At 38.8% G+C, this 23,613-nt stretch carries 25 protein-coding genes and 1 CRISPR repeat array; of the genes, 12 read left to right on the forward strand and 13 right to left on the reverse strand.

Features of this window, described 5'->3' with window-relative positions:
- Positions 1 to 238: 238 nt before the first annotated feature.
- Together ACSQ6I_RS23430 and ACSQ6I_RS23435 are read right to left on the reverse strand one after the other, a co-directional pair.
- The gene (locus ACSQ6I_RS23430) at positions 239 to 475 is read right to left on the reverse strand and encodes a hypothetical protein (RefSeq protein ID WP_438892646.1); all 237 of its coding nucleotides are present in this window, start codon (positions 473 to 475) and stop codon (positions 239 to 241) included.
- A gap of 3 nt (positions 476 to 478) precedes the next feature.
- Positions 479 to 862: a hypothetical protein gene (locus ACSQ6I_RS23435; RefSeq protein ID WP_438892647.1), complete on the reverse strand. Its 384-nt coding sequence runs from the start codon at positions 860 to 862 to the stop codon at positions 479 to 481.
- 268 nt (positions 863 to 1,130) lie between these two features.
- On the opposite strand from ACSQ6I_RS23435, the gene ACSQ6I_RS23440 reads away from it, so the two are divergent.
- Positions 1,131 to 2,165 carry a protelomerase family protein gene (locus ACSQ6I_RS23440; RefSeq protein WP_438892648.1) on the forward strand — a complete coding sequence of 345 codons (1,035 nt, stop codon included), beginning with the start codon at positions 1,131 to 1,133 and terminating at the stop codon, positions 2,163 to 2,165.
- 80 nt (positions 2,166 to 2,245) lie between these two features.
- Entirely contained in the window at positions 2,246 to 3,193 is a 948-nt protein-coding gene (locus ACSQ6I_RS23445) for a hypothetical protein (protein ID WP_438892649.1), read from the forward strand.
- A 52-nt stretch (positions 3,194 to 3,245) separates the two neighbouring features.
- Positions 3,246 to 3,587: direct repeats of the CRISPR family, unit length 37 nt; unit sequence GTTTCAGTCCCTTAGAAGGGATTAGGTATCCTGCAAG.
- A 367-nt stretch (positions 3,588 to 3,954) separates the two neighbouring features.
- Here the strand turns inward: ACSQ6I_RS23445 and ACSQ6I_RS23450 are convergent.
- Together ACSQ6I_RS23450 and ACSQ6I_RS23455 are read right to left on the reverse strand one after the other, a co-directional pair.
- Complete coding sequence (locus tag ACSQ6I_RS23450; protein ID WP_438892650.1) at positions 3,955 to 5,832, reverse strand: zinc ribbon domain-containing protein; 1,878 nt, start codon at positions 5,830 to 5,832, stop codon at positions 3,955 to 3,957.
- A gap of 38 nt (positions 5,833 to 5,870) precedes the next feature.
- Positions 5,871 to 6,389, reverse strand: coding sequence for a thermonuclease family protein (locus ACSQ6I_RS23455; protein WP_438892651.1), 519 nt, complete (start codon positions 6,387 to 6,389; stop codon positions 5,871 to 5,873).
- An 80-nt stretch (positions 6,390 to 6,469) separates the two neighbouring features.
- Between ACSQ6I_RS23455 and ACSQ6I_RS23460 the strand changes: the two genes are divergently transcribed.
- The 3 genes from ACSQ6I_RS23460 to ACSQ6I_RS23470 all read left to right on the forward strand — a co-directional run bounded on the left by ACSQ6I_RS23460 (position 6,470) and on the right by ACSQ6I_RS23470 (position 9,410).
- Positions 6,470 to 6,658, forward strand: a complete 189-nt coding sequence (locus ACSQ6I_RS23460) for a hypothetical protein (protein WP_438892652.1) — start codon at positions 6,470 to 6,472, stop codon at positions 6,656 to 6,658.
- Positions 6,659 to 6,670: 12 nt separating this feature from the next.
- Positions 6,671 to 7,312 (forward strand): hypothetical protein, encoded by a 642-nt coding sequence (locus tag ACSQ6I_RS23465; RefSeq protein WP_438892653.1) that lies wholly within the window; start codon positions 6,671 to 6,673, stop codon positions 7,310 to 7,312.
- A gap of 88 nt (positions 7,313 to 7,400) precedes the next feature.
- Positions 7,401 to 9,410 (forward strand): pentapeptide repeat-containing protein, encoded by a 2,010-nt coding sequence (locus ACSQ6I_RS23470; RefSeq protein WP_438892654.1) that lies wholly within the window; start codon positions 7,401 to 7,403, stop codon positions 9,408 to 9,410.
- A 101-nt stretch (positions 9,411 to 9,511) separates the two neighbouring features.
- Here the strand turns inward: ACSQ6I_RS23470 and ACSQ6I_RS23475 are convergent, their stop codons facing one another.
- Positions 9,512 to 10,165, reverse strand: a complete 654-nt coding sequence (locus ACSQ6I_RS23475; protein WP_438892655.1) for a tyrosine-type recombinase/integrase — start codon at positions 10,163 to 10,165, stop codon at positions 9,512 to 9,514.
- 231 nt (positions 10,166 to 10,396) lie between these two features.
- Between ACSQ6I_RS23475 and ACSQ6I_RS23480 the strand changes: the two genes are divergently transcribed.
- The gene (locus ACSQ6I_RS23480) at positions 10,397 to 10,723 is read left to right on the forward strand and encodes a hypothetical protein (RefSeq protein ID WP_438892656.1); all 327 of its coding nucleotides are present in this window, start codon (positions 10,397 to 10,399) and stop codon (positions 10,721 to 10,723) included.
- On the forward strand, positions 10,674 to 11,228 hold the full coding sequence (locus tag ACSQ6I_RS23485; RefSeq protein WP_438892657.1) for a hypothetical protein: 555 nt from the start codon (positions 10,674 to 10,676) through the stop codon (positions 11,226 to 11,228). Before ACSQ6I_RS23480 ends, ACSQ6I_RS23485 begins: the two co-directional genes overlap by 50 nt.
- A gap of 99 nt (positions 11,229 to 11,327) precedes the next feature.
- On the opposite strand, the gene ACSQ6I_RS23490 is transcribed toward ACSQ6I_RS23485, so the two are convergent.
- From ACSQ6I_RS23490 to ACSQ6I_RS23520, 7 genes are all read right to left on the reverse strand, one after another.
- Positions 11,328 to 13,478 carry an IS1/IS1595 family N-terminal zinc-binding domain-containing protein gene (locus tag ACSQ6I_RS23490; protein WP_438892658.1) on the reverse strand — a complete coding sequence of 717 codons (2,151 nt, stop codon included), beginning with the start codon at positions 13,476 to 13,478 and terminating at the stop codon, positions 11,328 to 11,330.
- Entirely contained in the window at positions 13,475 to 13,975 is a 501-nt protein-coding gene (locus ACSQ6I_RS23495; protein ID WP_438892659.1) for a GIY-YIG nuclease family protein, read from the reverse strand. Before ACSQ6I_RS23495 ends, ACSQ6I_RS23490 begins: the two co-directional genes overlap by 4 nt.
- A gap of 36 nt (positions 13,976 to 14,011) precedes the next feature.
- Positions 14,012 to 14,632 (reverse strand): hypothetical protein, encoded by a 621-nt coding sequence (locus ACSQ6I_RS23500; RefSeq protein WP_438892660.1) that lies wholly within the window; start codon positions 14,630 to 14,632, stop codon positions 14,012 to 14,014.
- 76 nt (positions 14,633 to 14,708) lie between these two features.
- Positions 14,709 to 14,903: a hypothetical protein gene (locus ACSQ6I_RS23505; RefSeq protein ID WP_438892661.1), complete on the reverse strand. Its 195-nt coding sequence runs from the start codon at positions 14,901 to 14,903 to the stop codon at positions 14,709 to 14,711.
- A 92-nt stretch (positions 14,904 to 14,995) separates the two neighbouring features.
- Positions 14,996 to 15,181 carry a hypothetical protein gene (locus ACSQ6I_RS23510; protein ID WP_438892662.1) on the reverse strand — a complete coding sequence of 62 codons (186 nt, stop codon included), beginning with the start codon at positions 15,179 to 15,181 and terminating at the stop codon, positions 14,996 to 14,998.
- Positions 15,182 to 15,369: 188 nt separating this feature from the next.
- On the reverse strand, positions 15,370 to 16,098 hold the full coding sequence (locus ACSQ6I_RS23515; protein ID WP_438892663.1) for a hypothetical protein: 729 nt from the start codon (positions 16,096 to 16,098) through the stop codon (positions 15,370 to 15,372).
- Between the two features lie 3 nt (positions 16,099 to 16,101).
- Positions 16,102 to 16,464 (reverse strand): hypothetical protein, encoded by a 363-nt coding sequence (locus ACSQ6I_RS23520; RefSeq protein ID WP_438892664.1) that lies wholly within the window; start codon positions 16,462 to 16,464, stop codon positions 16,102 to 16,104.
- 315 nt (positions 16,465 to 16,779) lie between these two features.
- Here ACSQ6I_RS23520 and ACSQ6I_RS23525 point away from each other — a divergent pair, with 315 nt between their 5' ends.
- From ACSQ6I_RS23525 to ACSQ6I_RS23545, 5 genes are all read left to right on the forward strand, one after another.
- Positions 16,780 to 17,016: a helix-turn-helix domain-containing protein gene (locus tag ACSQ6I_RS23525; protein ID WP_438892665.1), complete on the forward strand. Its 237-nt coding sequence runs from the start codon at positions 16,780 to 16,782 to the stop codon at positions 17,014 to 17,016.
- Entirely contained in the window at positions 17,013 to 17,363 is a 351-nt protein-coding gene (locus ACSQ6I_RS23530) for a hypothetical protein (protein ID WP_438892666.1), read from the forward strand. Before ACSQ6I_RS23525 ends, ACSQ6I_RS23530 begins: the two co-directional genes overlap by 4 nt.
- Positions 17,364 to 17,433: 70 nt before the next feature.
- Entirely contained in the window at positions 17,434 to 18,294 is an 861-nt protein-coding gene (locus tag ACSQ6I_RS23535; RefSeq protein WP_438892667.1) for a hypothetical protein, read from the forward strand.
- Between the two features lie 279 nt (positions 18,295 to 18,573).
- Positions 18,574 to 18,900, forward strand: a complete 327-nt coding sequence (locus ACSQ6I_RS23540; protein WP_438892668.1) for a hypothetical protein — start codon at positions 18,574 to 18,576, stop codon at positions 18,898 to 18,900.
- Complete coding sequence (locus ACSQ6I_RS23545) at positions 18,900 to 22,871, forward strand: plasmid replication protein, CyRepA1 family (RefSeq protein ID WP_438892669.1); 3,972 nt, start codon at positions 18,900 to 18,902, stop codon at positions 22,869 to 22,871. Before ACSQ6I_RS23540 ends, ACSQ6I_RS23545 begins: the two co-directional genes overlap by 1 nt.
- 38 nt (positions 22,872 to 22,909) lie before the next feature.
- On the opposite strand, the gene ACSQ6I_RS23550 is transcribed toward ACSQ6I_RS23545, so the two are convergent.
- The gene (locus ACSQ6I_RS23550) at positions 22,910 to 23,455 is read right to left on the reverse strand and encodes a hypothetical protein (RefSeq protein WP_438892670.1); all 546 of its coding nucleotides are present in this window, start codon (positions 23,453 to 23,455) and stop codon (positions 22,910 to 22,912) included.
- Positions 23,456 to 23,613: the final 158 nt, after the last annotated feature.

Genomic DNA, 23,613 nt, shown 5'->3' on the forward strand with positions numbered 1-23,613 from the left:
TAGGTGATTTTTGAGCAGTAGGGATGGACATACTTAGATTATCTTTCTGGCTTTACTCTTTCTTCCCTGTTGACTGTAAAATCTGCTAACTGCCTCTACAATCGCCTACACGCTGCCTAAGTTGCCTTTGCGGTACATTGGTCATTATTTATTTTAAAACCCCTTGGTAGGGGTGTGGTTGTGGGTTAGAGGAGGGAGGAGGGAGGGCGATCGCTTTTATTCTTCTCCCCTCACTTCCTTATCCATATCCAAAAACTAACGACAATATTTGAATAACAGCCTGTACCAAAACAAACGAGCCGATAATACCGAAAGCGACTTTTAGGGATAATTCTTTACTAAATTTTGCAAAATCTTTTCTGAGTTCGCTTATCTCTTGCCTTAAAGCAACTAACTCATCAACGGCTGGGTTGCCTTGTTTTGGTGGTTGTGATGGTTGTGATGGTTGTGATGGTTTTTTTGGAGGATTATTCATTATTTACCACCCGCGAGCGCCAATACTGCGACAGTAGTACTTCATTGCTGTGCTACCAAAAGAGTTTCCGCGTGCAGGAATTTCACTGTTATTTTTTTCTTCGCCAACTTTAACGCCTTTACTGTTGTAGACCCTAGTTCCAACTATCCACAATCTTTCATCACCACATCCAGGATCAAGCATATATTCAAACATTAAATCACTTTTAAGCTGGTAAATTTTAAGAACTTTTCCAAAAGATTCATCCTTTTCCCCCATTGTCCAGGTATCGAGCATAAAAGGAACACCGACGTTATCAGTCCCAACTTTTAAATACTGTTCAGCGGCTTGGGTTACTGCGGACAAATTCAAGACAATTGCAATGGCTACACCTAGTTTTTTCAGCATATAAACGCTTTTCTATAAGTTCCTATACTTAATAATCCCAAAAAGAGAGCTACTGTAACAAAAAATATGTAATTTTTATTGTGCGTACAAAAATACTGTTTTTAGAAGATACGCTTCAGGGGAACAATAGGGATAAAGCTTAGTAGATTTAAAATTTAGGCGATTGCCCCTCAGATTTATTTACATCCCTACACAATCCCTCTTGACATACATTATGTCCTTGGTTACTATCTAATCATGAAAGTTATTAAATAAAGATAGTAAGGATATGAGTAGACAACTTGTAACGGCTGATGAATTGACTAACTCCTATGTAGATGACAGAGTAAAAATTCTCCTGCCACAGTTTGAGGCTTTAGCACCATATAAACTAAATCAGCGCAAAAACGGCGTAAACGATTTAACAGGCTGGCATAAACTGGCCATTCAAGAGGCAAGAATACTTAAACTCAATTACCCAGATGACAAGCCAGAGGAAAACAAGGAATATGGCACGGCATTAAGACAGATTACATCGTTAAAGAAAGAGCTAAAACTTGCAGCTAAGACAGATTTAGGTGATAAAGCACTACTAAACCCTGTAAACACGATAATTACTCACTTCGGCAATGAGTTATCTAACCAGTTCGCTATCTACAAGGAAAACCAGAATACCCGCTATCGTGAAACTGTTACCGAACGCCGCAAGGTAGAAAACAGAATTGAGATTGATTTAACTAACTCCCTCAAATACGCCTACAACATCCTTAGAGACATCAAAAATGGTGAGGATGTTAACTGGCTTGACGTATCTTGTGCGATCGCTCTCTCTACTGGTAGACGTATGGCTGAAGTCCACCTCTCAGCAAAGTTTGAGCAAATTGATGATTACAAAATTATCTTTACTGGACAGCTAAAGGGTAAAGACCGCAAGGTTAGAGTCCAGGACAGAGCGATTAAATTAATTGATGTGCCTTTTACTATCCCTACTCTACTACCTGCTGATTTAGTCTGTTTTGGGCTTAATTGGCTTAACAGTAAGGGTAAACGGTTTAGTAGGGATGAAGACCCGGAACGGGTAAATAGACGGTTTTCTAAGACGTTAAACCAAGCTTGTAAGGACTGGGATATTTTCCCTGTTGAGGATAGAACCTACCACAAGTTTAGAGCCGCTTACCTGAGAGCAGCGATTATTAATGACGGCAATGTTGACCCCTACGACTTCACAGACTTTGCTAAGGAAGTGTTGGGGGATGATGACGAAGCCACGATAAACGCCTACAAACGTTATGGGATAAAGCCTGGAAGTGTTACCAAAGTCTAAATAAATCCCTATACAAAACCTCTTGACATAAAATAACAAGAGAGTTAGTATAGGGATAACTAAATAAACCTACTTCCATTATGAGTGACGTTAAGAAAGCTTCCAATATTGCCTCAGAATTAATTGCTGAACTTGATCACATAACTGATGAATTGACTATCAAGAAAGCTACTCTTAAATATTGGCATGAGATGAAAAAGGCTGTCTCAGAGGGGAATTTTAGCAGATGTAGAACTACTTTGAGAAAGGCTATACAATCGGCTTTCCCTGATAAAGAAACAGCTACGCCTGGTTACTATTTTACTAATTCAGGTAAGGGTCAAGTAGAACGATTTGAACATTTAGCTTTATGGTATGCGACTGCTAATGAAGAGAGATGGCAGGTTGTAGGGGAAGATGCTAGAAAGCAGTATTTTGGTGGTTTACCAGAGTTACCTAAATCTGAGGTTACAGGAGATAAAAGTACAGTAGAAACCAAGCCAGAAGTTATCACAGCAGTAGAACCGACACCAGAATTAACTTTAGATTCTATGAATATTGAAGCTTTGGAATTAGATGCTGATACTCAACAGAAGGTACAAGATGCTTTAACTCACTCTGGCTTGTCTTTGGCTGAATTTATTCAAAAGGCTTGTACTATTTATGCGACTACTTTAACAGGGAAGGCTAAACAATTTGATTCTGATTTGTCCGCAGTTGAGACACAAGAATTATTAACGAGTGCCAAATATAAAACACATCCTGGACGGGCTGAGGAATTAGCAAAACGGGCTATTGTGGCACTAGAAAACCATAACAATAATTGCACTGAAAAAAGCCAAAAATGGATGATTACTCAGACAGCTATACAATCCCTCATTGGTTCAAAACCTGCCACTGTCAAGGCGATTCTAGAGAATTATAAAACACGGCTTGATGATCACAACACTAAGCACGACTTAACGCCATACGACAACCGCAAGAAAGACAAGATAATTCAAGATGATATTGACTTAGCTGTTTTAGTTCCTGATGGAATAGACCTGTAAACCAGTAAATATAAGGTTTTAGGGAGTTAAGCAACTCCCTGCTTCTGGCTAAGTTTCAGTCCCTTAGAAGGGATTAGGTATCCTGCAAGTTTTTTGTTTTTCATTTTCCATCCCAAGATATTCTTGCAAGTTTCAGTCCCTTAGAAGGGATTAGGTATCCTGCAAGCTAAGTACGCGATGCACCGATACCCGATATTCTCTTGCAGGTTTCAGTCCCTTAGAAGGGATTAGGTATCCTGCAAGTTCCGGTGGCTTCAGCAATATCGCTTTCAGAAATAGGTTTCAGTCCCTTAGAAGGGATTAGGTATCCTGCAAGTAGGGATTAGCCCGGTAGTTGCAGTGGATTCAAACTGAAACGTTTCAGTCCCTTAGAAGGGATTAGGTATCCTGCAAGTCCGGCATCAAAAACCCTTGATATAGCTGAATCCTGAAGGCTGTTTTGGCAGATCGGATCAAAAAGTTCATCCTAGCCGCTTAAATCCCTTTTGATATTCTGCAAAGATAGCTCTAATCCCTTTGCTTGTCTAGGTTCTGAGGTTTTGGCGAGTGTCCGGGGTTTTTGACCTAGCTTTGACTTGCCAAAAATCTATATTGATATGCAAGATAATTAATCCCTTTGAGAGTCTGTCAGCCATAGTTCCGGCTGATCTACGGGAATTGTCACCTCATCCCTTGCTTTTAGGTTAAAAAACTTACAAGCCATAGACTAAATAAATAGTCACCCGTCCAAACTGCGGTAAATCAATATTAACTAAATCCTCTTATTCTGTCAATTTTTTACGTTTAAATCTTTTGGTTTTCTGATACTGTAATTTAATAGTATGATATTTAACTATTCCTAATTCAAAATCAGAGTTTTTCTTGTGGTTTCTAGCAGCATTAACATCAGCTTGCTGAACTTTATCTAATATCTCGCATTCAAGGTTTTTACAGATAAATTCATGCTGAGATAGCCTCTCTCCTTTCTGACCACAGCAATGGCAGGTCTGAGAACTATAATTAGCTGAGGGGTCATGGAAATTATTACCACTGGCTTCTACTTTTTGTTTAGTTTTTGCTTTTAAATCACCTAAACACCTCTGTTTTAAAATCCAATTTAAGCCGCGTTTTGCAGATGCCCCATTATGAGCATAGCCAACGCCTTCAGGTAATGCTTGTGGTGCTGTTTGCTTCAATAAATTAGTTAACTGTGTATCTTCCCAGCAAACATCTTTATAAGTTCTACTGATTCTAGTTGATAACTTGTGATTAAAAGAATTAGCAGAATTAGCACCACGTTCTTGTAATCTACTAATTTTAGCCTGTAACTTTATCTCGTTAGCTGTTTTAGGTCTAGTGCCTTTGTTACCTAATGCTTTCCAATTTGCATCGTTAATATCTTTAGCTTTATTTAATTTAGATTGTAGTTCCTCAATGTGAATTGATATTCGTTCCCTGCTTAGATTTGGTAGGAACAAAGCACCATGATCTGTAGCCGCAATCGCACTAACACCAGGATCAATTCCTACAGATAGTTCTTTACAGTGAGTAATTGAAGATAGTTTAATTTGCTCAGAAACAGATTTAAATTTCTCCAGTAAATCTAAATATTGTTGGCTTTCCTCTCCAAACTCTTTTTTTATTTTAGGTAATTGTTTTGATAATTTAGCTTTTTCTTCCTGCAATTGATGTGCTACTACAATATTTATATAATAACCTGATGGTTTTTTAGTAATCATGTAGGTTCTAGTAATTATGTTTTCTAGAGCCAATCGTTTCCGCCAACTTCTATCAATTATTTGAATTTCTCCTAAACCTGTTACAGTAACTGTTTGTTTATCGGAATTGATTTTATTAGGTGGTTTTTGATTATTAGATAGAGTTGTTAATGGTGTATCTAGACGTTTAAATTTAGGTTTCCTACTGTTAATCCTCTTCGGATCAAGAAATGCTAACCATGCCTGTTTAAAAAACTCTAGAGTACCTCCTATATAGTCGCTGGATATTGTCAAATCAGGTAAATTCTGAAATGCTCTTAAGCTATTTAAACCTGATATATTATCAAGCTTCATGATGTCGGTTATTTCCCTGCCTTCAAACTTACCGCTAAGGAAAGTTTTATAAGTATGTGGTGTTGTGGCTATTCGTTGCCAAGGTTTATCACCTTTAGTTAACTTACTTCCTTTAATGTAGATAATTTCCCCTTTTTTCTTAATAGGGATATTGAAACTATCATCACGTTTCCAATAGTCTCCACCTGTGGCAATTTGACAGGATAACCATTCATAACCGCTATTACCTAACCTTAAAGGTACTTTGGTTATTCCTTCAAGATCAAATGGTAGCCACCTAGTGAATATTTCAAACTTAGCTACTAATTTCTTATTAGCTTCAGACAGTTTAGGTTGCTTTTCTCCATGTTTATGATTGTAAAAATTTCTTACTAACTGCTGTTGCTCAGGTTTAAGTTTGGTTAAAGTTTCAGTAGCTTTAGTTAAATCAGCTTGTAGTTTTTCAGCCCAACTATACCAATTTATGCAGTGATTATGTAGTTGATTAGATAAAGCAGTGTTCCACAACCATTCTAATTCATTGGTGTATTGGTTAAATAAGGTAATCTGATCCTGAGTTAGTAAAATCTTAATTTTGATAGTTTTCATATATAATTAACCGTGCGCTCAGTTGTTAACCCATTATTTTATAGGGCAGATACCACTTTTTTTGACCTTCTAAAATCCCAAGGCATAACAGGCTTTGCCTGATTCCAAAATCCTAGTTTCTTGTTTTTAGCGTTAAGTTCTGATTTGAGAAATTTATCTTTAGTATCAATACAACCTGATAAATATTGTTTATAAACAACGGCTTGACCTTCTTGAATCATAGTGAGATTTATGGATTGATTATTAACATAAATTTCTCCTACAGTTCTTTTATACCTATCTATCGCCACCGTTCTAAGCTTTATTGATTGTCCAACGGGTAACAGTTGTTTTAGCCTATCTGCTGACTGTTTACCCCAAGGTGTTTGTTTCATTTCAGGAGCATCTATACAAGCCAATCGGATAGTAATTTTATTACTGCCAAAATTTGCTTTTATGGTGTCACCGTCCCCTACAGATATCACAGTTCCGGTGAAGAGTTTAGTATTGCTGGCATTGACAGAACCAACTTGAATCAAGAGTAAAGCCGCAGTTAGAGCAAAATATTTTAGTATCATTTATCACTTAAAACCAGGTATAGCTAGGATACCAGACGTAATGATAAATTACCATGTGTGATAACAGATATTTACACACAATGCCATCGAACGTAAAAATAGAGACGCTAATTTTTACCAATAACCAAATATTGATGGTTTTCTACACTGCGGTTCATGCTTGGGAATTTAGGATAATTAGCCCCGATGGTTCGGTTTATGGGAAAAAGGGGATTTATTACACAGCAGACGCAGCGTTAAGAGCAGGTAAGGAATGGGTACAAATTTGATATCAAATCTATTTGTCTACTGGACAACCTGACAAAGTTTTTGTCTACCGAGTCACTGGACAAACTAAAATTGTCAAGTATAGAACTGGACAAACCAAGATGGACAGTCAAGACACAGAACTAATCAAAATCGCTACTCTACAAGGAAGATACGGTTTAGAGTCACGTCAAGCGGTATATGACAGAATCAACGGACTGGACATAAAACCAGTAGCACGGGGTAAAATATCCCCACAGCAGTTAGAGCTACTGGACAAACTAGACAAACATATTAGGGACGGGGGAGCGATCGCAGATTTCCCCATTCAGCCAGAGGTAGAAATTACCCCACTGGAAAAACTGGACAATCAACTAGACATACTGGACAACCCACTAGACAACAGCGAAAACCTTACCGCTATTACTGTTATGGCTGGTTTGGTTGAAAAAATGATGGGGTATATCGGCAATAAGCGATCGCATCTAGCAGAATATGAGGAACTAGAAAAAGCTGTTACTCATCAGTGGATACTGAGTACAAGCAAGGTAAAAGAATTGATTGGTGTTACCCCAAGGGTAGGTAGGGATGAAATGACCTTTGTATGGGGTAGTTTTACTTTTACCAAGGCTGGTAAGCTGGGTAATCAGATGGGATGGTTAGTTAGTAAAAGTTAAATCCTGGTAAATTCAAACAAATATTGTTTAAAAGTCTAAAAAATTGCATACTCAAGCCAGAGCATAAATCCGAACTTCTACTAAACAAATGATACCCGAAGATTTTTCTAATAAAAATCTCAGAGGACATTCTTTCAAAAGACAAAATCTTGAAGGTGCTAACTTTAGCCATGCTGATATCAGGGGTGCAGATTTTACCAGTGCCAATCTGAAAGGTGCAAACTTTAGCCATGCCACCGCAGGATTACAAAAACGGTGGGTAATTCTTCTAGTCTGTATTTCGTGGATTATTGCCGGAATTTCAGGATTTCTCTCATCTCTTATGGGATATTTGATATTTTTAATATTTGACGGTTCTAGTCAACAGAATCAGATAATGGGTTGGACTGCCTTAATAGTAGTAATTATTTTGGGCATCGCTATAATTCGTCAAGGATTAAATACAGCCTTCGCCTTCGCCGGAGCCTTCGCCGGAGCCTTAGCCTTAGCCTTCGCCGGAGCCTTCGCCGGAGCCTTCGCCGGAGCCTTAGCCGGAGCCTTAGCCTTCGCCGGAGCCTTAGCCGGAGCCTTCGCCGGAGCCTTCGCCTTCGCCGGAGCCTTCGCCGTAGCCTTCGCCGGAGCCTTCGCCGTAGCCTTAGCCTTCGCCGGAGCCTTAGCCGGAGCCGGAGCCGGAGCCTTAGCCTTCGCCGGAGCCGTAGTTTTATTCAGTGGCTACATTGCTCTCCAAGCAATGAAGGGAGATGAAAAATACTCTTTAATTCGGAACATGGCTATAGCCTTTGCAGCCATTGGTGGTACAAACTTTCGCAACGCGGATCTCACTGATGCTAATTTCATAGGAGCAACGCTAAAAAGTACGGATTTAAGAAACGCTACTCTCACTCGGACTCATTTTTTCAAAACCAAATTACTCAATCGTGTTCGCCCTGGTAAAACTTATCTTCAGAATACACAGTTACGCCAATTGCTAATTACAGGACAAGGACAAGATAAGAACTTTGACCGTCAAGACCTGCGTGGAGTCAATTTACAACAAGCTATCCTCACAGATTCTAGTTTCATTGGTGCTGATTTAAGTGAAGCCAACTTACAATATGCTGATTTATCAAGAGCCAAGCTAGTACAAACACAACTTAACGAGACAGATTTTACAGGTGCAACTCTCACCGGGGCTTTTATTGAGGATTGGGGTATTACTAATGATACAAAGTTTAACGGTGTGAGATGTGAGTATGTTTATATGCGACTTCCCACCAAAGAAAACCCTGACCCTCTACGCAAACCCGATAACAATAAAGAAGTTTTTGCAGATAGAGATTTTGGTGATTTTATCAAACCAATTTTTGATACCCTTGACCTTTATCATAATCAAATCGTTGACCCCAGAGCGATCGCTATTTCATTCAAAGAATTAGCAGAAAATCACCCCGATGCTGATTTAGAAATCGTGGCAATGGAAAAACGGGGTGAAGATAAGTTCGTGTTGAGAGCGAAAACCTCAGCAGGTAGCGATAAATCTCAACTTAGTGCTGAATATTTTAATAACTATAATCAGATCAAGTCTTTAAATGATAGTCAGCAGTTATTGTTGATAGAGAAAGATAAGCGTATTTATAGTTTAGAAAATATGATTACTACTGCAATGCAGCAGCCAAAATTTAATTTACAAGGAGATATCCAAATGTCTGATATTAGCGGTATTAATATTCAAAACAGCAGCAGTGTAAGCGGTGTTGCTGGGAGTGGTTCTGTTGCCAACCTGGGAACTATTAGCGGTAATGTGAGTATTGCTATCAATGATTTACCTGACTCACAAAACGCAGATAACCCAGGCATTAAAGAGTTATTAACGCAGTTGCAGGAGGCAATCTCCCAGTCTACTGATTTGAAAGAAGAAGAGAAAGCTGAAGCTTTAGAACAGGTGCAAAATTTAGCAACAGCAGCGAAAAGCCCTCAAGAATCAACTCAGAAAAAGACTGCAAAAACAGCAATTACAATGTTGAAAGGTTTATTTACGGGTTTACCTGCTGTGGCTACATTAGCAGAAGCAGTAAATAAGTTATTACCTGCGATTTCCAAATTATTTGGTTTAGGCTAATTTATGTTGAGCGATCGCTGTCAAGGGGCATTTCACCATAGCTAATTTTAGTTAAGTTGCTTTACGTGTGGACAGGAGTATAGAAACCTCATTAAACAAGTCTAATCATGTTTAGTTTCCACCCGTATAGAATCCAGTGTTGAGAGGTCGTGAAATGGTGTTTTAACGACATTACCCACAGGTGAGAGCATTGATAAGGCAGAAACAGCCCCTAACACCTGTTCATCACTCACTTCTAAATACCTTTGCAACTGTTCTAAGTTCCTATGCCCTGATAATTCCTGTATTACCCGCAGTGGGATACCCGCGTTACTCATCTGGGTTAAGGCTGTCCGTCTGAAGCTGTGGGTACTTACTCCAGTGATTCCTACTTGCTCACAAGCTTTCCTTAAAATCCTTGCTGCTGAATCGTGGCTGATATGTCCGTTGCTCCTACCAGGGAACAGGTAATCATAACCTGCTATTCGGTAATGTTCAGCCAATAACCGCCGTAGGTCTTCAATCACTGGGATGGTTCGTGTGGCCAGTTTGCCCTTGGTATTTGATTTTCTAATTATGAATTGCGATCTCACTTCACCCTTGGGTGTGTAAACGTCCCCAGTCATCAGCGTTACACATTCTCTAATCCTACAGGCACTAAATAGGCAGACACCAAACAGCATTCTATCGCGGTCGTTATCTAAACCTTGACTAAAAATTAACTGTATTTCCTGCTGTGTCAGCACTTTGGCGCGTCCGTGCCTGTTGATTTTCATCTCTCCACTGTAGACCCCTGTAATTTACAGCTTACCTTTAGGGGGGGCGATCTCTGACTCACAAGCTACTAATAATTTATTAGTTTTAAATTCCATCGCCGCTATAGCGATTTAAATTACATTAATAGGCTTCGTGAAATACTTTAAAATCCTACTAAAGTTACTGAAAATGTTTCATAATGCTAGTATTCTGTATTTAAAAGTAATTTTTTCTGATATTAGAGGTTAGAGATGGCTACACTGGCAAAGAAAATCAAGCTATCTGATTTTATTACAATGTCAGAAGTAGATGCACGTAAGCGCGTGAGTGAGTTGTATCAGGCTTCTGTCAAACCCACGCTTGAGCAACTAGCAGAGCAAAAACTCAATATTGACCTTAAAATTAATTTTTTTGAGTCTCAATACCAAATGTCTTCAGAAAATATGAAACAATCGTTATTATCCAGTGATTACCCGGATAATACAGACATTTGCACTTGGTTAATGCTATTAAGGACTAGGGATCGCATTGAAGAAAAGATTAGGTCGTCATCAGCCGAACAAATTTCTACTTTATAAAGATATACATAATAGTGCGCTCAAAAACCTATGTGATACTAGCTTCGTTGGTAGTCACTCCCTTGTTTTTGAGTCTATTCCAGGTGAGTTTTGCTTAAGCGGGGAGATTTCTTGTTTAGGTAATATTCTTGTTGCTGTATATAAAATATTGACTATTTTAGATGATGACGAGGAAAATCCTCTCGTTCAAACAGTTGAATATTCCTATAATGCCTCTATTCAGGGTCATAACACCATTTTTAGATATGACAATCAAGATGATTATCATCACGTTTCTTATGACGATCATCAAGACGAGCATCATAAACACGAATACGATTGGACAACCGGAAAACAAAATAGTGGTAGTCCTATGTGGATAGGGGATGAAAAATCTCCCACATTGGGTGATGTCCTTTGGGAGTTACATAATTGGTACTATGAAAATATAAGTTATTTAAAATCACCATATAGTTACGCTCAATTAGGAAAAGGGCGATTTTCTATACCTACTCAAGAATTGTGACATTTTATATTTTTGTTATCCAGTTATCGAAAATTAATTAAATACCAAAAAGCCTCTACAATTAGTTCTTAGAGGCTTTCTTGTTGATTAAATAAAGCTTCAAACAACAAAACCTTTACCGCAATCTGAACATTTATACCGCTGCTTATCACCTGCCTTACCATTGCGCTTGACCGCAGTAGAACCACAGGATGTACAAGCAACTTCTTGACCTTCCTTGATAGCTTTTGACTGCCACGGTGAAGAAACAAGCCAAGATTTGTTATTATCAATTCCTCCTTCTAGTGCAGGTGGTATCTCTACAAAATCAAAACGCATACCATCAATTAAAAGTGCAAAACGGTATTGATTCTTAATCAGAATATCTGCATTAACCGAGTTAAAAAACTCTGATACCTTTTGGTATATAGATGGTATTTTAGTTTTCATTTCTGAACTCCACCCCATATCATCGGCGTGTTTTATGGCTGTTCCAATAGCATCACCAATGAACATTAGAGAACAGTTATTCATCTCGTCCCATGTCCAACCCTGTTTACCTACTTCACTAGATTGACCAATTAGACAAAGCTTCATTTTACGATGTCTAATTTCTGTCCAAACCTGTGCTATTCCTCCTTTCTGTTTCTTATCAAAAGTCTTATCACATTCATCCTGAATTAACATTACTGGAATATCTGGGTTAAATGATTCATTGTTTTTTCTATCATTAAATTCATCTATGAACAGTTCTAAAACCTTGCTGGCTTCTGTGGGAGATTTAGCGATTTTAGGACAATTCCAGTAATCTTCAAAACTGCCATGTTGAGGGTCACTTAGCCATAGTTCCCAGTTCTCCCAGTGGTTAATGTAGTGGTTTAACAAGTTCTTAACAGCAATTCCTTTACCTCCTCCTGTTCTAGTCATTACTCTCAAAGTTGGTTTCGATTCATGATACCTACTAACAACCTCACCAAACTTTGCAGACGGTTCTATTAGCCGTCTAATGTCTTCAATAGTGGCTTGTTTCTTCTCAGGTTTCCTCAGTTCGATGTCAAGACTCACATAGTTACTTCTCTCACTCTGGCTAAATTTGGGACTGTTCAAACTTCCAGATAACTCCTTTATCTTGTCTGAGTTATTACCATCGTTGAGCGTAGCTGTATCAATGAACCGATTATTTCTAGATAGATGAAACAGTAATTTATAGCCTGTTTCTGTACTATTAAAATCAAGGGCATCAAGGGTAATTCCTAGCTTTAAATGATAGTAATTAACTACTGAATTGCCCACTCTAGCGGCTTCTGAAGTACCTACAAACTGCAATGGTTTACCCAAATCTTTTAACTTAGCTTGTAGATTGATGACCTCATTTTGTAACTGCTGAATCTCAGTAACTTGCTGCATTCCCTCTTGTACTGTTTCTGCGAAGTCTGTTTTATATGCTGTAACCACATCACCACAAACCTCAGACATTTCATTAGTTAATGCTTTAATATTGCCCTGATAGAATAGCTTAATTGTTTCTAACTTTTGACTATGTTCCTCAAATGGGATTACACCATAAAGCTGTCGCTGCAAATGGTCACAAGCTGCTTTGTATAACTTTGCCTTAATACTTGACCCTTTCAGAATAATCTCATGTTGAACTGCTAAACAAGCCGCTATTAATTCCTCATTTGTCAAATTACCATTATCTGAAATCACCCCAATTTGAGCAGACATCAATTTAACATCTTCATTGAATTGTGCTGCTAATTCTTGGCAGTTAGTCCTAACATCTGGATACTTTTTAACCAGAAAGGGAACGAGAGCATTTACCTGTTTTACTGCCTCTTCTAGCGATTCTCTTAACGTTGTAACGGCTGAGTCGATGTTTATATCTCTAGTATCTTGTAACGCGGTTTTAGTGTCGCTCAACTCAGTTCTAAGTTGCTCTAAAGTTTCCACCAAGTCGATATTCAATTTAGCTAAATTATCTCTGTCTATGGCAATTTGAGTTAGTTCTTGATGTTTAGTTTGCAGTAATTTACTAAAATGCTCAGTGTCGTTTTTTAAAGTTTCAATTTCAGTCAGAAACTTTTTAGACTTACGCTTATTTATTTTTTCGCTTTGCTGAATAGCTAAACTACTACTAGCAAGGCTACCTAAACCAGATGCTATAAAGAATTGGGAAAACTGCTTATAGGGTGTAAACAGTGCAATGAAACCACCAAAACTAACACCTAAACTACCAACTACAAACCCGTTACGTAATGTTTGAAAGTTCATAGATTCACACCTCTTTCTACTATCGGTTTAATCTCTAACTGCTGCTTTGGTGTTGATTGTGTTGCGATTAATGCCATTATTAAAACCGCTATCCCCAATAATCCAAAGCTTATTTTTACTGGTGATATATCTGTTGTGATGTGGGATGAATAGCGGCTAAAAGCTAAGTTGACTCTCATGAAATCAACTGGGCTAAGGTCGAACCATTCTTTAGACTTGGTTAACTTTACATTGCAGTATTTAAAATGTTTATGTAGTTTGGCTTCTACTGCTGCCATATCTTCTACATAGATAGTTTTGATAATCTTGATGTCGCAAGGTGGCTGATTATCATGAAAGTTTTGCAACCTTAGTTGTGGGTTACGGCTTAACCCTATTTTGCATCGTTTAGTTAAGCATCCAGGTAAAAAACCGTGATACCCTACCGCTTCCATCAAGTAGATATATCCGGGTTCATGGTCGTTACGTGGTGTATGGTAATTCTGATATTGATACATATTAATAAAGGGTGAATTAACACCCCTATTACTAAACTAGTTAATACTTTCTGCCTCTGATTCAATCGCTCCAATCTTGGCATCGAGTTGAAATTTAGCAAGCTCAACTTGGCTAATTCTTGACTCAATTAAACTTAACTTAGCAACCCAGAAAGCTTGTCTTAAGGGTGTTTCACCCTGTAACCCGGTTAGTTCAATACCTGCGTGTGTCAATTTCTCTTGTGTTTGACCGAGTTTTACCTCAGCTATTTGGTGGGTAACTTTGGCAGTTTCTAAACCAACTAATTTAGTATCAGTTCCGATTCTGTCTGTCTGCCAAGTGATGTTACTTTGGGACATCTTCTCACTGAGTGAACCAGTTTTGTAAACGTCGGTATTTAGCTGCAAATTAGCACCCACTAAACGCAATGTTTCCCGCTTCTCAGAAATAGATTGAATTTGTTTATCTGCATCTACTTTGGTTGTTCTAGGCAGTGTGGAAGTGTCAGCGAATAAGTTAGAAGCCAAGTAGTCAGAAGGGTTAAAAACAGAGGCTTGATGGTTGCTATTAGCCTTAATTGGTGTAGGGTCAAGCTTGACAGTTTCCGGTGTGGCAGCAGCAGTTTTTAGTTTTTCCTGCGCTTCAGTTAGTTTGGTTTTCTGTGTTGTGCGTGGCATATAATTAATAGGTAAATTGTCCTACGTTGGGAATTTACAAAAGTAGTTGGGAAGTTTTGCAGCTTCCCTTTTTTAGTCAATTCTCGAAATCTTCTAAAGCTTCTAATACCTCACTAATTGCACCTGTAGCGTCTCCTAAAAGTAGGTCGTTTGATGTGGTAAATTTTTCAGAGTTCTGCATAGCTTGATAATTCGGATCATTAACAACTACTTGCAGTTCGTGTTGGCAGGTAGACAATATTTCTCGGATTTGAACAACCGATAATGCCATGAGGTACAATCCTGATTGAGATTCTTTATATTCAAGCTGCTTTGATTCTGAAGAAATCAAGGCAGTTTTCTATAACAGTGAGAGTTGCATGATTATTTACCTCTAGGATTTTCTGGGTAATCCACATCCTCATCACCTAACGCCGTACAGATGGCACTATGTAAGCTTTTCTTGGCACTGCTAAGAGTGCGTTTGATGTCGGTATTGGGGAGAGTAGCCAGAAAGGAATTAAACTCGGTTTCAAAGTTGGTCAAGACTTGGATTTGTTCAGTAGTCATGGGTTTAGCTCCTAAAAAGTGTGGGCATAGTTGCCTTGAAGTAAAAAGTTGACAGAGTGCGCTAAACAGTTGTTGAGGCAATCAAAAATCATGATCATCGTCGTAGTTGTCCTCATAGGGTGTGAATAGTTGGAAAATTGCCTCTAGTCCGGCGTTAATTGCGTCCAGGGGCGCTAAAAGATTGATTCTTAGCCTACGACTAGGGACTTTCCCAACTCATCGGATAAAGCCTTAATTTCATCAGATAGACTTGCTGGCAGTTCTGGTAATTCCGGCGCTGTGGGTTGTTTGCTGTTGAGACTGCGTAGGCTGTCAAAAACCTGGTTTCTGGTTTCTATGCGTCGTTCGCGTAGCTGCACTACCAACTCACTATCGCGGCTTTGGGCATTGCTTAAAATTTGCTGGTTTCTGTAGGTGTGAACCAAGTCAGCCAAAGCTATAGTTTCCTCTGACTCTTGAATTAGTTCATCTAAAGCGGTAGGGATTGGGGATTGGTTTTTAGGTTGTCCGGCTTGGTTAATTTGGGAATTTTGACTAGATGCCACTATGTTGGAATTTTGAGGCTGATCTCCTATATTTTGGGCTGTTTCCTGTGCTGGTTCTAATGCTTGTGGGTTAGAGGTTTCAGGTAATTGTGGTGTGGTATCTGTGGGGATGGTTGGGGCTGGTAGTGCTTTAGATGTAGCTTGAATTGTGGCTAAAACCATATCCTTTTGGGCTTCTGGGATGCTCTTAATAGAGTCAAAATCATCCGGTCTAATTTCAGCTAAAGCCAGTCTGAATGCTTGTTCTGTAATGCTTTCAGCCTTGCAGATATCAGAGATTGATACTAATTCGTGGGTTGCTGGCATGGGTTCAGGTGTGGCTATTGGGGTTTTCTTGCGGCGGGTTGTTGTTGTTTTGGTAGTTGCTGGCATGATTTACGCTGCTATTTTGTTAAGGTTTCTAAGTGCTGTCCGGTACGTATAAACTGAGTAATTCTGAGGATTCTTGACTATTCCCTGTCTTACCCGTTCGGCTGTTCCCAGTTTGGCAAAATCACGGGCTATTCTTGAAATTACCCAGCATTGGTAAGGGTTTAAGGGTGCTTCGTTGTCTGCGTCTCCATCTGATTTTTTAGGGTAACTATCTCTAAAACTGGGAATACGGTAAAGTGCAAGTTTTGACCATCTAACGATTGAATCTCTACTTACTCCTAAAATGTCGGTTAGTTCGGTTTTGGTCAGACAGTAATCAGTGAACAGGTCATCAAAACCCTTGTTATTACGTCGTTTTCTTGGCATCCTTCACACCTCAGACGGTACTCGTTTAGCAATCAGTTGGTAATCGGTCGGATAAAGTCAGGGTTATCTTTCAGCGTGTCCGGTCTAATCTCTCAATCCCTTGCTATTCAAGGCTTATAGGGTGATTTTTGAAGATATCAGACGGTTGACGTGAAAGCTATCTAACTTATTTGATATTCACAAGCTAACACGCTAACTAGCTAATTGACTAGCTATTTAATTATTTAATCATATTGTCTTTGCAATACAGAATCTCTTATCATTTAGTTAGTTAGCTAGTTATGTGGTTAAGATCGTAGCCACACACTTATAAATATGAAAATGATTTGTAAACTCAAGGATTTATTGGAGCAACACAAAATAAGCCAGTTGGGACTAGCACAACAGACAGGGCTATCACCCGGAACTGTGGGGAAACTGGCCAGGGGAGAATTTACCCGTATTGATGAAAATACAGTTATCTCTTTATGTAAATTTTTTAACTTAAAAACTATTTCTGATTTGATAGAAATTCAGATGGAAGAGAGCGATCGCACCCTAACCAAATCATGACAAACCAACCCAGCCGATTAGATCAACTAGAAACTGTACTGATTCAAACAGCTACCAACCTGAACCAAGTCACAGAAAGACTTGACCGGGTAGCTGAACAGCAGCAAATAAATACAGTTGCAATCAATAACCTTACTTACAAGGTGGATGACTTCATAGGCACTGCTAATACAGTATTGGGTCGTAGCGCGATTTTAGATGACATCATACTGAGGTTAGACCGTAACTTTGATGAGATGCAGCGAAAATCTGAGGAGCATCAACAGCGGTTTGAGGAAAACCAAAGGTCAACTAACGCTGCTTTAGAAAGACTAGAGGCAATTTTGATAAAGCTGATGGATAAATAGTGCGATCGCTAAAATCTGTAGGCTTGGAAGTGCGATCACGCTAATTAATTTAATTTTCTGGATGAACCTGATGTTAGAAATTAAAATAAATCTCGGAGAAACGGAAGAAGTTCCACAAGGATTACTCGATAAATCATTAGACAAGATAGAAGATGCTGCAATTAAGACTGCAATACAGAATATTCAAAGTAACTTTTATAGCTTCAACGAGTTACCTCCAGAAATAGAATTGATGACTCGGTATATAGAAGGGCAATGGGTAATGTATTTCCACTGGCTATATAAAAAAGCCTATAACAATTCTTATCAACCACCTAGAATAAAAGCTTACCAGTCCTGCAAGCCAATGGGATATGTGCTGGCATCTATCTTGAGGCTTTGCAAAAAAATGAGTGAAAAGTGGCAATATCTCCCAAATCCATCAGTATGGTTTAACGCAATTTGCTGGCAGATGAAACGTGATCATCTGATAAAAGCATTGGATGTTAATTTTGGTAAGAAAGCTTACTTATCACAACTTAGAGAGATATCTAAAGCCTACAAAAATCACGAAGGCATAATTAATCCCCACAATCAATCAACTGAGTTCGATTTATGGCGATTGGTTGATGCTATCAGAGATAGAAGCAGAATCGACCCAAACATAATAAATGAGGAATGGAAAGATTTTACTAAAGCATTGACAGTTTATACAACCGCTTATGAGAAGCACAATACTTTTTGGGGAATAGATAAAAATACGGGTCTTATCTACATAGAAAAAAGTAGACAGAAATGGTTTATACCACATGATCATGTGGTGAAGCTCATTTCTCAAGCATCATCAACCCCATTACAAAATACGTCGCTCAAAACCCTTGATGTGCAAGGGTTTAAATTCCTGTGGCGGAAAAATCCAGAAGGCGAATATCGGTATATATTGTCTGTATGAGCAGACAACTTTACGGCATTCGTCGATCAATCTTCGGAGCTTTCTGGAAGTCTGATACTTTTATAGCAGGGTGGCTAACTACCACGATCACCTCAGAAAAAAAGCCAGCAACAAAGTCCGTCGGGCTTGTGCAGCGGCTACCAACCGCTTCCCTTTGGAACTTGTCACCAGCAAGTTCTAAAAATCATTTCTTAACTTAATCTTAGGTCATCTAGGAAAAAGTGCAAGCACCCGACGGACTCCAACTGAAATTTAGTACCAAATTTAGTAGGAGTCCCAATGAAACCGCTTAAAACAATAAGTCCCACGCAGGTCACGCGCGGGACTTACAAGAAAAAATTCAATTCAAAACATAAACTTTCAATTACTCGTAATTCTAGCAATTCCAAGGCAAAAAGTCAAGCATTACCAACCAAAAACACCAACAATATTGGTAATATAATTAACCTGTTAAGAGAGCAGCAACTAGTAAGCATCTTCCTCTATTCAAACGGACGCGATGAAGCGCAAACTCATCTGATTCATTGGGGCGTACCTGCAATTCTGCATAGTGTGGTTTTGGCTTTTGCTGAACATGAAGCAGCTTTGATTCAAGGGGGCGTGTGATGAGTGAATTTAAATTCGCATCCAAACAACACCCTTGTCAAATGTGTGGCGGTAAAGACCCAGGATGCAAAACTAAAACCGACTCCAGATTGACCCGAAAATCTGTAACCATCTTGGTAAATCATCATCTTTGCAGAAAAATTAGTTTAAATTTTGGGGAAAAAATAGGCGATTTTGTAAGTGAAACCAAGGTTAAAAAAGACCAATGGACTACATATATAAGCGAGCCTGATTTTAACGAAATCCACTCTCAAAAAGACCTATCAGAAATAGATAGACAGAAATATGTAGAAGCGACGGAAAAACTCAAACAGGAGAATGAAGAGCAAAAGCAAAAGAGGTTAAGTAAGTTATTACCCAACTCAGAAAGAAACTTAGGATATAGGCAGTTTGGTGAAACTTTTGGTTTGTCATCTAGACAATACGAACAACTAAAAAGCGAGCGAGGTCTACGAGACGATGAAATAAGCTTTGCTAAATCCCTTGGTTGGATTTCGTCTTGGTATCATGGCGAATACTTCCCTAGCGTTTCTCCAGGATTACCTGGGATAGACCCAGCAACACTCAAAACTGTTAGTTTTAATGGTTTAGCTATCTACTGCTCAGATGGGGAAAATCTCACAGGTTTACAAGTCCGTCCAGACCGCAGGGAACACAGAGAGAAGTATGCTAAGTATTTGTGGGTATCGTCAGCCAAGTATGGCGGGAACGGCATTAGCCTAAAAAATGATGAACAACCTATCTTTGTATGGAGATATCCAGGAAGCCAAGTTAAAGAAACTTGGCTTGTAGAGGGTGGCTTAAAATCGCTAATAGTGGCTTTAAAACTATGGTTTAGACTTGGTAGAACGGATGTTCAGGTCATTGGTAGTGCTGGGGCTAATTGGGCTGGTTCCAAGGAAGCTGTAAGTAATGCTCTAGAATATGATTCTAGTGAAAACAAGCTAGTTGTCCTACAGCCCGATAGCGGTAGTACCAGTAATAAAACTATCTCTGAACAGTACAAAAAGATAACTGGATACCTTCTTTCTCAGAAGCATACCGTTAAAGTTGGTTGGTGGGGTCAAACCAGCAAGCCACCAAAAGGACAAACACCACAATATGACTCAGAAAGAGACATTGATGAACTAGGTGATTTTAGCCAGATTGAATATATCAGCAGCAAAGAATTTTTTACGATCGCTAAACTGGGAATTAAAAACGCAGAAGCAAAGAAAGTACAAGAGCAACAAATACAAGAAAAGGCTTCTGAATTTGAGCAGTTGAAAGCCATTAGACACAGCTTAACAAATATCACAGAAGTTCCCTATAAAGTGGTTAATGTTAATCACTTAGAGCAGGTTTTAGGTGATTTGATTCAACCCGGAACTATCAATATAATCATCTCTGATACAGGCACGGGTAAAACTGAAAGTATCATACCCTTTGCGACTAAAGCAGAAGCATTTTTTAGCTGGCATAATCGCATAAGTTTAGGTAGAGGTGTTAGCAAGAAACTTGGATTGGATTATAAAGAAAGCAACTCAAATACTAATTTTGGCAAGAAGAAAAAAGCCGCTTTTTGCGCTCCTAGTGCCTACCAATTTAACCCCAACCATCTAAGAAACAACCAAGGAATTTTACTAGTAGATGAGGCGGATCAAGTATTTGACTTTCTGTTTTCTTCATTGTGCAACAAAGAGGGAATCAGACCTTTATTACTTTCTACTCTAGAATCTCACATAGATGCTGCCATCTATGGTCAAGGTTTATGCTTGTTCATGAGTGCTGACATTACGCAAAAAGAAATAGACTTAATTAAGGAATTAGCACCAGAAAATACACCAGTAAGATTGATTGTTAACAAATATCAACCACAACGTCCTGATATTAACTTTGATGTTTCTGAATCTCCAGAAGGTTTATTATCAGAATTGGTTGAAAAGATAGCCGCTGGTACACCTTGTTTTGTGTTAGATGATTTGAAAAACGGCGTTAAGGGGTGTAAATCTTTGGCTGAGTACGTGCGTCAAAACTTCCCAGAATTGAAAGATTTAATCCTAGAAATTCATGCTGATAGTCAAGATGACCCCAGAGTGAAAGCTTTCAATGATAACCCTGATGAGGAATCAAAAAAATACTTAATGGTTATTTGTTCACCATCAATTATTTCAGGAGTTAGTCTAAAAAATCAGAGATTTATTAACGGGGTTTTTGGTTTCTGCAATGGCATCTTAATGGACAGAGAAATCAAACAATTCTTAAACCGTGTTAGGGGCGCACGAAGCATTTATTTATGGGTATCTGAAAGCGGTTTTGAACCAATGGGTTTACCATCTCAGTTAGTCACTCCAGAAGAAATTTTTAACTACTATCAACGCAATTACGAAAGCAACTCAAAACATTTATTAAGCTATAGGTCAGAGTATGAGGTGATGACTGGTGAATTTTATTCGCCATACTTTAAATTATTCTGCAAAAACCAAGCATACAGAAGCATCACTGCCAAGTATTTGCGTCAATTCACCAGAGAACATCTTGAAGAAATTGGCTATGGTATTAATGAAATTTCACCCATACCAGAAGGTGGTACAGAAGATGTGAAAGACGCACTTTCTAAAGTGTGGAACAACATCGAAATCAAAGAAGCTGAGGAAACAGCAGCGGCTGAAATTCTGTGTGATTCAGTTATGGATGCCATTAAATTTAGTGGAGAAATTCCATCAGAATTGCTACCAAGCTACCGAAAAACCATGATGTTAAAAACTTTTGGAGAAAAATTGATAGAAGCAACTGTTTTTATTCACAAAAAAACCGGAAGAGAGTTTGTTGGTTTTGCTGGTATGGCTTTGAAAAATACACGCGGAGAATATCAACGTCATTTAGAAAACTTTTACCTTTTAAGTCAGGATATTCAGGAATCGCAAGCAAGGGACTATAGCGCAGAATCCAGACAATTGAAGCATGGTGAAAGATTTGCTGGTGACGTGCGGTGGAACGCAAGGAAGCGCAAATGTAGGGAGTTCTTAGGTCTGCATGAGTTCATTAATCCTGAGAAGTTGGATAACTGGTTTTCACCTCAAGACTTTGCAGATTTAGCCAGTAAAGCTAAGACTTACGCCAGTCAAGTTCATGATGTTTTAAATCTTGATGTTTCTAAGCTTTCCCCCGGTCAAATATTTGGGGAGATGTTGAACCAATTGGGGTTAAAGCTTGATAAAAAATCAGTTCCGGGTCAAAGATGGAAGCTTAGAAAAATTAATGCTCAGGACTGGGAATATTGCCAGATGTACGTCACACACAAAATGAGTGTGAAAGCTGAAAGAGAACTTGCTAATAGCACGGTTGAAACTGCGGTTAGTCCAATTGAAGTAGTAGAAGTTGATCCGATTATTCCTCTGGTGGCTGAAGAACTAGTCAAAGCTGTTACTAGAGAGGAATGTGAGGACTTGTTTAGCACTATCACAGAAACACAAAAACTATCAGCTTGGCAATTAATTTCTGTTGAGCATCAACAAAGGATTACTGATTTGTTTAGCCAAGTATTTGAGCAGTTGTCACTAGATGATATTAAGCCAGAAGAATCAACAATTACCCAACCATTAAAGGCATCCGAGTTAAAAACTGATACCTACGTACCAACAATAGCAGTTACCAATAATGTAGAAACTGCGATCGCACCCACTGAAGTTATCGCACCCACTGAAGTTACCGCACCACAACCAATCTATGAAATAGATGACTCGCTGGCTTTGATAGATGCAAAAATCAACGAAATTTACCCACTAGCCAAGATTGATACTATCTCTGTTGAATTAGCATGGCAGCGGCGGTTAAACCGCGCTTTGCTGATGGGTGAACAAATAGCTCGCTCTATTTATAGAACTGCTTTTGAATCCGGTGTAATTAATCTGGTGTGGCATCTTCTGGGTGATAGAGTGCGATCGCAATATTCCCAATTATTTGAAGAGGCAGCAGCAAATAGTCATTAAAATGGCGATTGAGATATTAGAAGCAGAAGGATATAAAATCATTCCACCTGAGAAGGTAGCGGTAGCGATTGAGTAAAAGCAGACACGTCATCATACATTTGCTTTAGCCTACCTGCTAGTATTTGCGAGATTTGAGGAGGGATCAAGCCCTCGCGTGTGAGATTATCAAGCATGGTTAAGGCTTGGAACTCTTTGATTTTCAAGCCAAGCAACTCGCTTCTTTGTTGGCTGATTTTCAATAAACGGTCGATAACTCGAAGGTTATTAGAATCGTTCTCTAGAATGGTTTCTAGGCTCTTCTGAAGTGCATCTAGGAGTTCTAATTCATTCTGTCTGTAAATGTCTCTTGATAAGAGGATTTTTGTCGTTTTTTGTGGCGTTTCTGTTGTTTCTGTCGCTCTGGGTGTCTGTTCCGTTGTCGGCTGAGGAATTGGTAAATTATTTAGAGTAGCGTAATATTCTGGATGTTTTGACCATCGTTGTAATGTTTTGACATTCACCCCAATGGCTATAGCTACGCTTTTTTGCTGTTCCCCACTTAATAATAATTCGATTGATTTTAATTGAATTTCTGATAATGCCATAAACTTTAAAGCGACATATTTATAATTCTAACAATGTCGCCTTAGTTTTAAATATTGCCCTGGTGCTGTCTTGATATTGTCTTGATATTGTCTTGATAGTGTCGTGGTGCGATCGCCCTCCCTCCTCCCTCCCTCCTCTAACCCACAACCACACCCCT

Source organism: Anabaena sp. WFMT (assembly GCF_051781005.1).
In the GTDB taxonomy this organism is placed as follows: domain Bacteria; phylum Cyanobacteriota; class Cyanobacteriia; order Cyanobacteriales; family Nostocaceae; genus Anabaena.

Coding starts and splice junctions, on each gene's coding strand:
- ACSQ6I_RS23430 (WP_438892646.1), bottom strand. CDS start 475: ATGAATAATCCTCCAAAAAAACCATCACAACCATCACAACCATCACAA.
- ACSQ6I_RS23435 (WP_438892647.1), bottom strand. CDS start 862: ATGCTGAAAAAACTAGGTGTAGCCATTGCAATTGTCTTGAATTTGTCC.
- ACSQ6I_RS23440 (WP_438892648.1), top strand. CDS start 1,131: ATGAGTAGACAACTTGTAACGGCTGATGAATTGACTAACTCCTATGTA.
- ACSQ6I_RS23445 (WP_438892649.1), top strand. CDS start 2,246: ATGAGTGACGTTAAGAAAGCTTCCAATATTGCCTCAGAATTAATTGCT.
- ACSQ6I_RS23450 (WP_438892650.1), bottom strand. CDS start 5,832: ATGAAAACTATCAAAATTAAGATTTTACTAACTCAGGATCAGATTACC.
- ACSQ6I_RS23455 (WP_438892651.1), bottom strand. CDS start 6,389: ATGATACTAAAATATTTTGCTCTAACTGCGGCTTTACTCTTGATTCAA.
- ACSQ6I_RS23460 (WP_438892652.1), top strand. CDS start 6,470: ATGCCATCGAACGTAAAAATAGAGACGCTAATTTTTACCAATAACCAA.
- ACSQ6I_RS23470 (WP_438892654.1), top strand. CDS start 7,401: ATGATACCCGAAGATTTTTCTAATAAAAATCTCAGAGGACATTCTTTC.
- ACSQ6I_RS23475 (WP_438892655.1), bottom strand. CDS start 10,165: ATGAAAATCAACAGGCACGGACGCGCCAAAGTGCTGACACAGCAGGAA.
- ACSQ6I_RS23480 (WP_438892656.1), top strand. CDS start 10,397: ATGGCTACACTGGCAAAGAAAATCAAGCTATCTGATTTTATTACAATG.
- ACSQ6I_RS23490 (WP_438892658.1), bottom strand. CDS start 13,478: ATGAACTTTCAAACATTACGTAACGGGTTTGTAGTTGGTAGTTTAGGT.
- ACSQ6I_RS23495 (WP_438892659.1), bottom strand. CDS start 13,975: ATGTATCAATATCAGAATTACCATACACCACGTAACGACCATGAACCC.
- ACSQ6I_RS23500 (WP_438892660.1), bottom strand. CDS start 14,632: ATGCCACGCACAACACAGAAAACCAAACTAACTGAAGCGCAGGAAAAA.
- ACSQ6I_RS23505 (WP_438892661.1), bottom strand. CDS start 14,903: ATGGCATTATCGGTTGTTCAAATCCGAGAAATATTGTCTACCTGCCAA.
- ACSQ6I_RS23510 (WP_438892662.1), bottom strand. CDS start 15,181: ATGACTACTGAACAAATCCAAGTCTTGACCAACTTTGAAACCGAGTTT.
- ACSQ6I_RS23515 (WP_438892663.1), bottom strand. CDS start 16,098: ATGCCAGCAACTACCAAAACAACAACAACCCGCCGCAAGAAAACCCCA.
- ACSQ6I_RS23520 (WP_438892664.1), bottom strand. CDS start 16,464: ATGCCAAGAAAACGACGTAATAACAAGGGTTTTGATGACCTGTTCACT.
- ACSQ6I_RS23525 (WP_438892665.1), top strand. CDS start 16,780: ATGAAAATGATTTGTAAACTCAAGGATTTATTGGAGCAACACAAAATA.
- ACSQ6I_RS23530 (WP_438892666.1), top strand. CDS start 17,013: ATGACAAACCAACCCAGCCGATTAGATCAACTAGAAACTGTACTGATT.
- ACSQ6I_RS23535 (WP_438892667.1), top strand. CDS start 17,434: ATGTTAGAAATTAAAATAAATCTCGGAGAAACGGAAGAAGTTCCACAA.
- ACSQ6I_RS23540 (WP_438892668.1), top strand. CDS start 18,574: ATGAAACCGCTTAAAACAATAAGTCCCACGCAGGTCACGCGCGGGACT.
- ACSQ6I_RS23545 (WP_438892669.1), top strand. CDS start 18,900: ATGAGTGAATTTAAATTCGCATCCAAACAACACCCTTGTCAAATGTGT.
- ACSQ6I_RS23550 (WP_438892670.1), bottom strand. CDS start 23,455: ATGGCATTATCAGAAATTCAATTAAAATCAATCGAATTATTATTAAGT.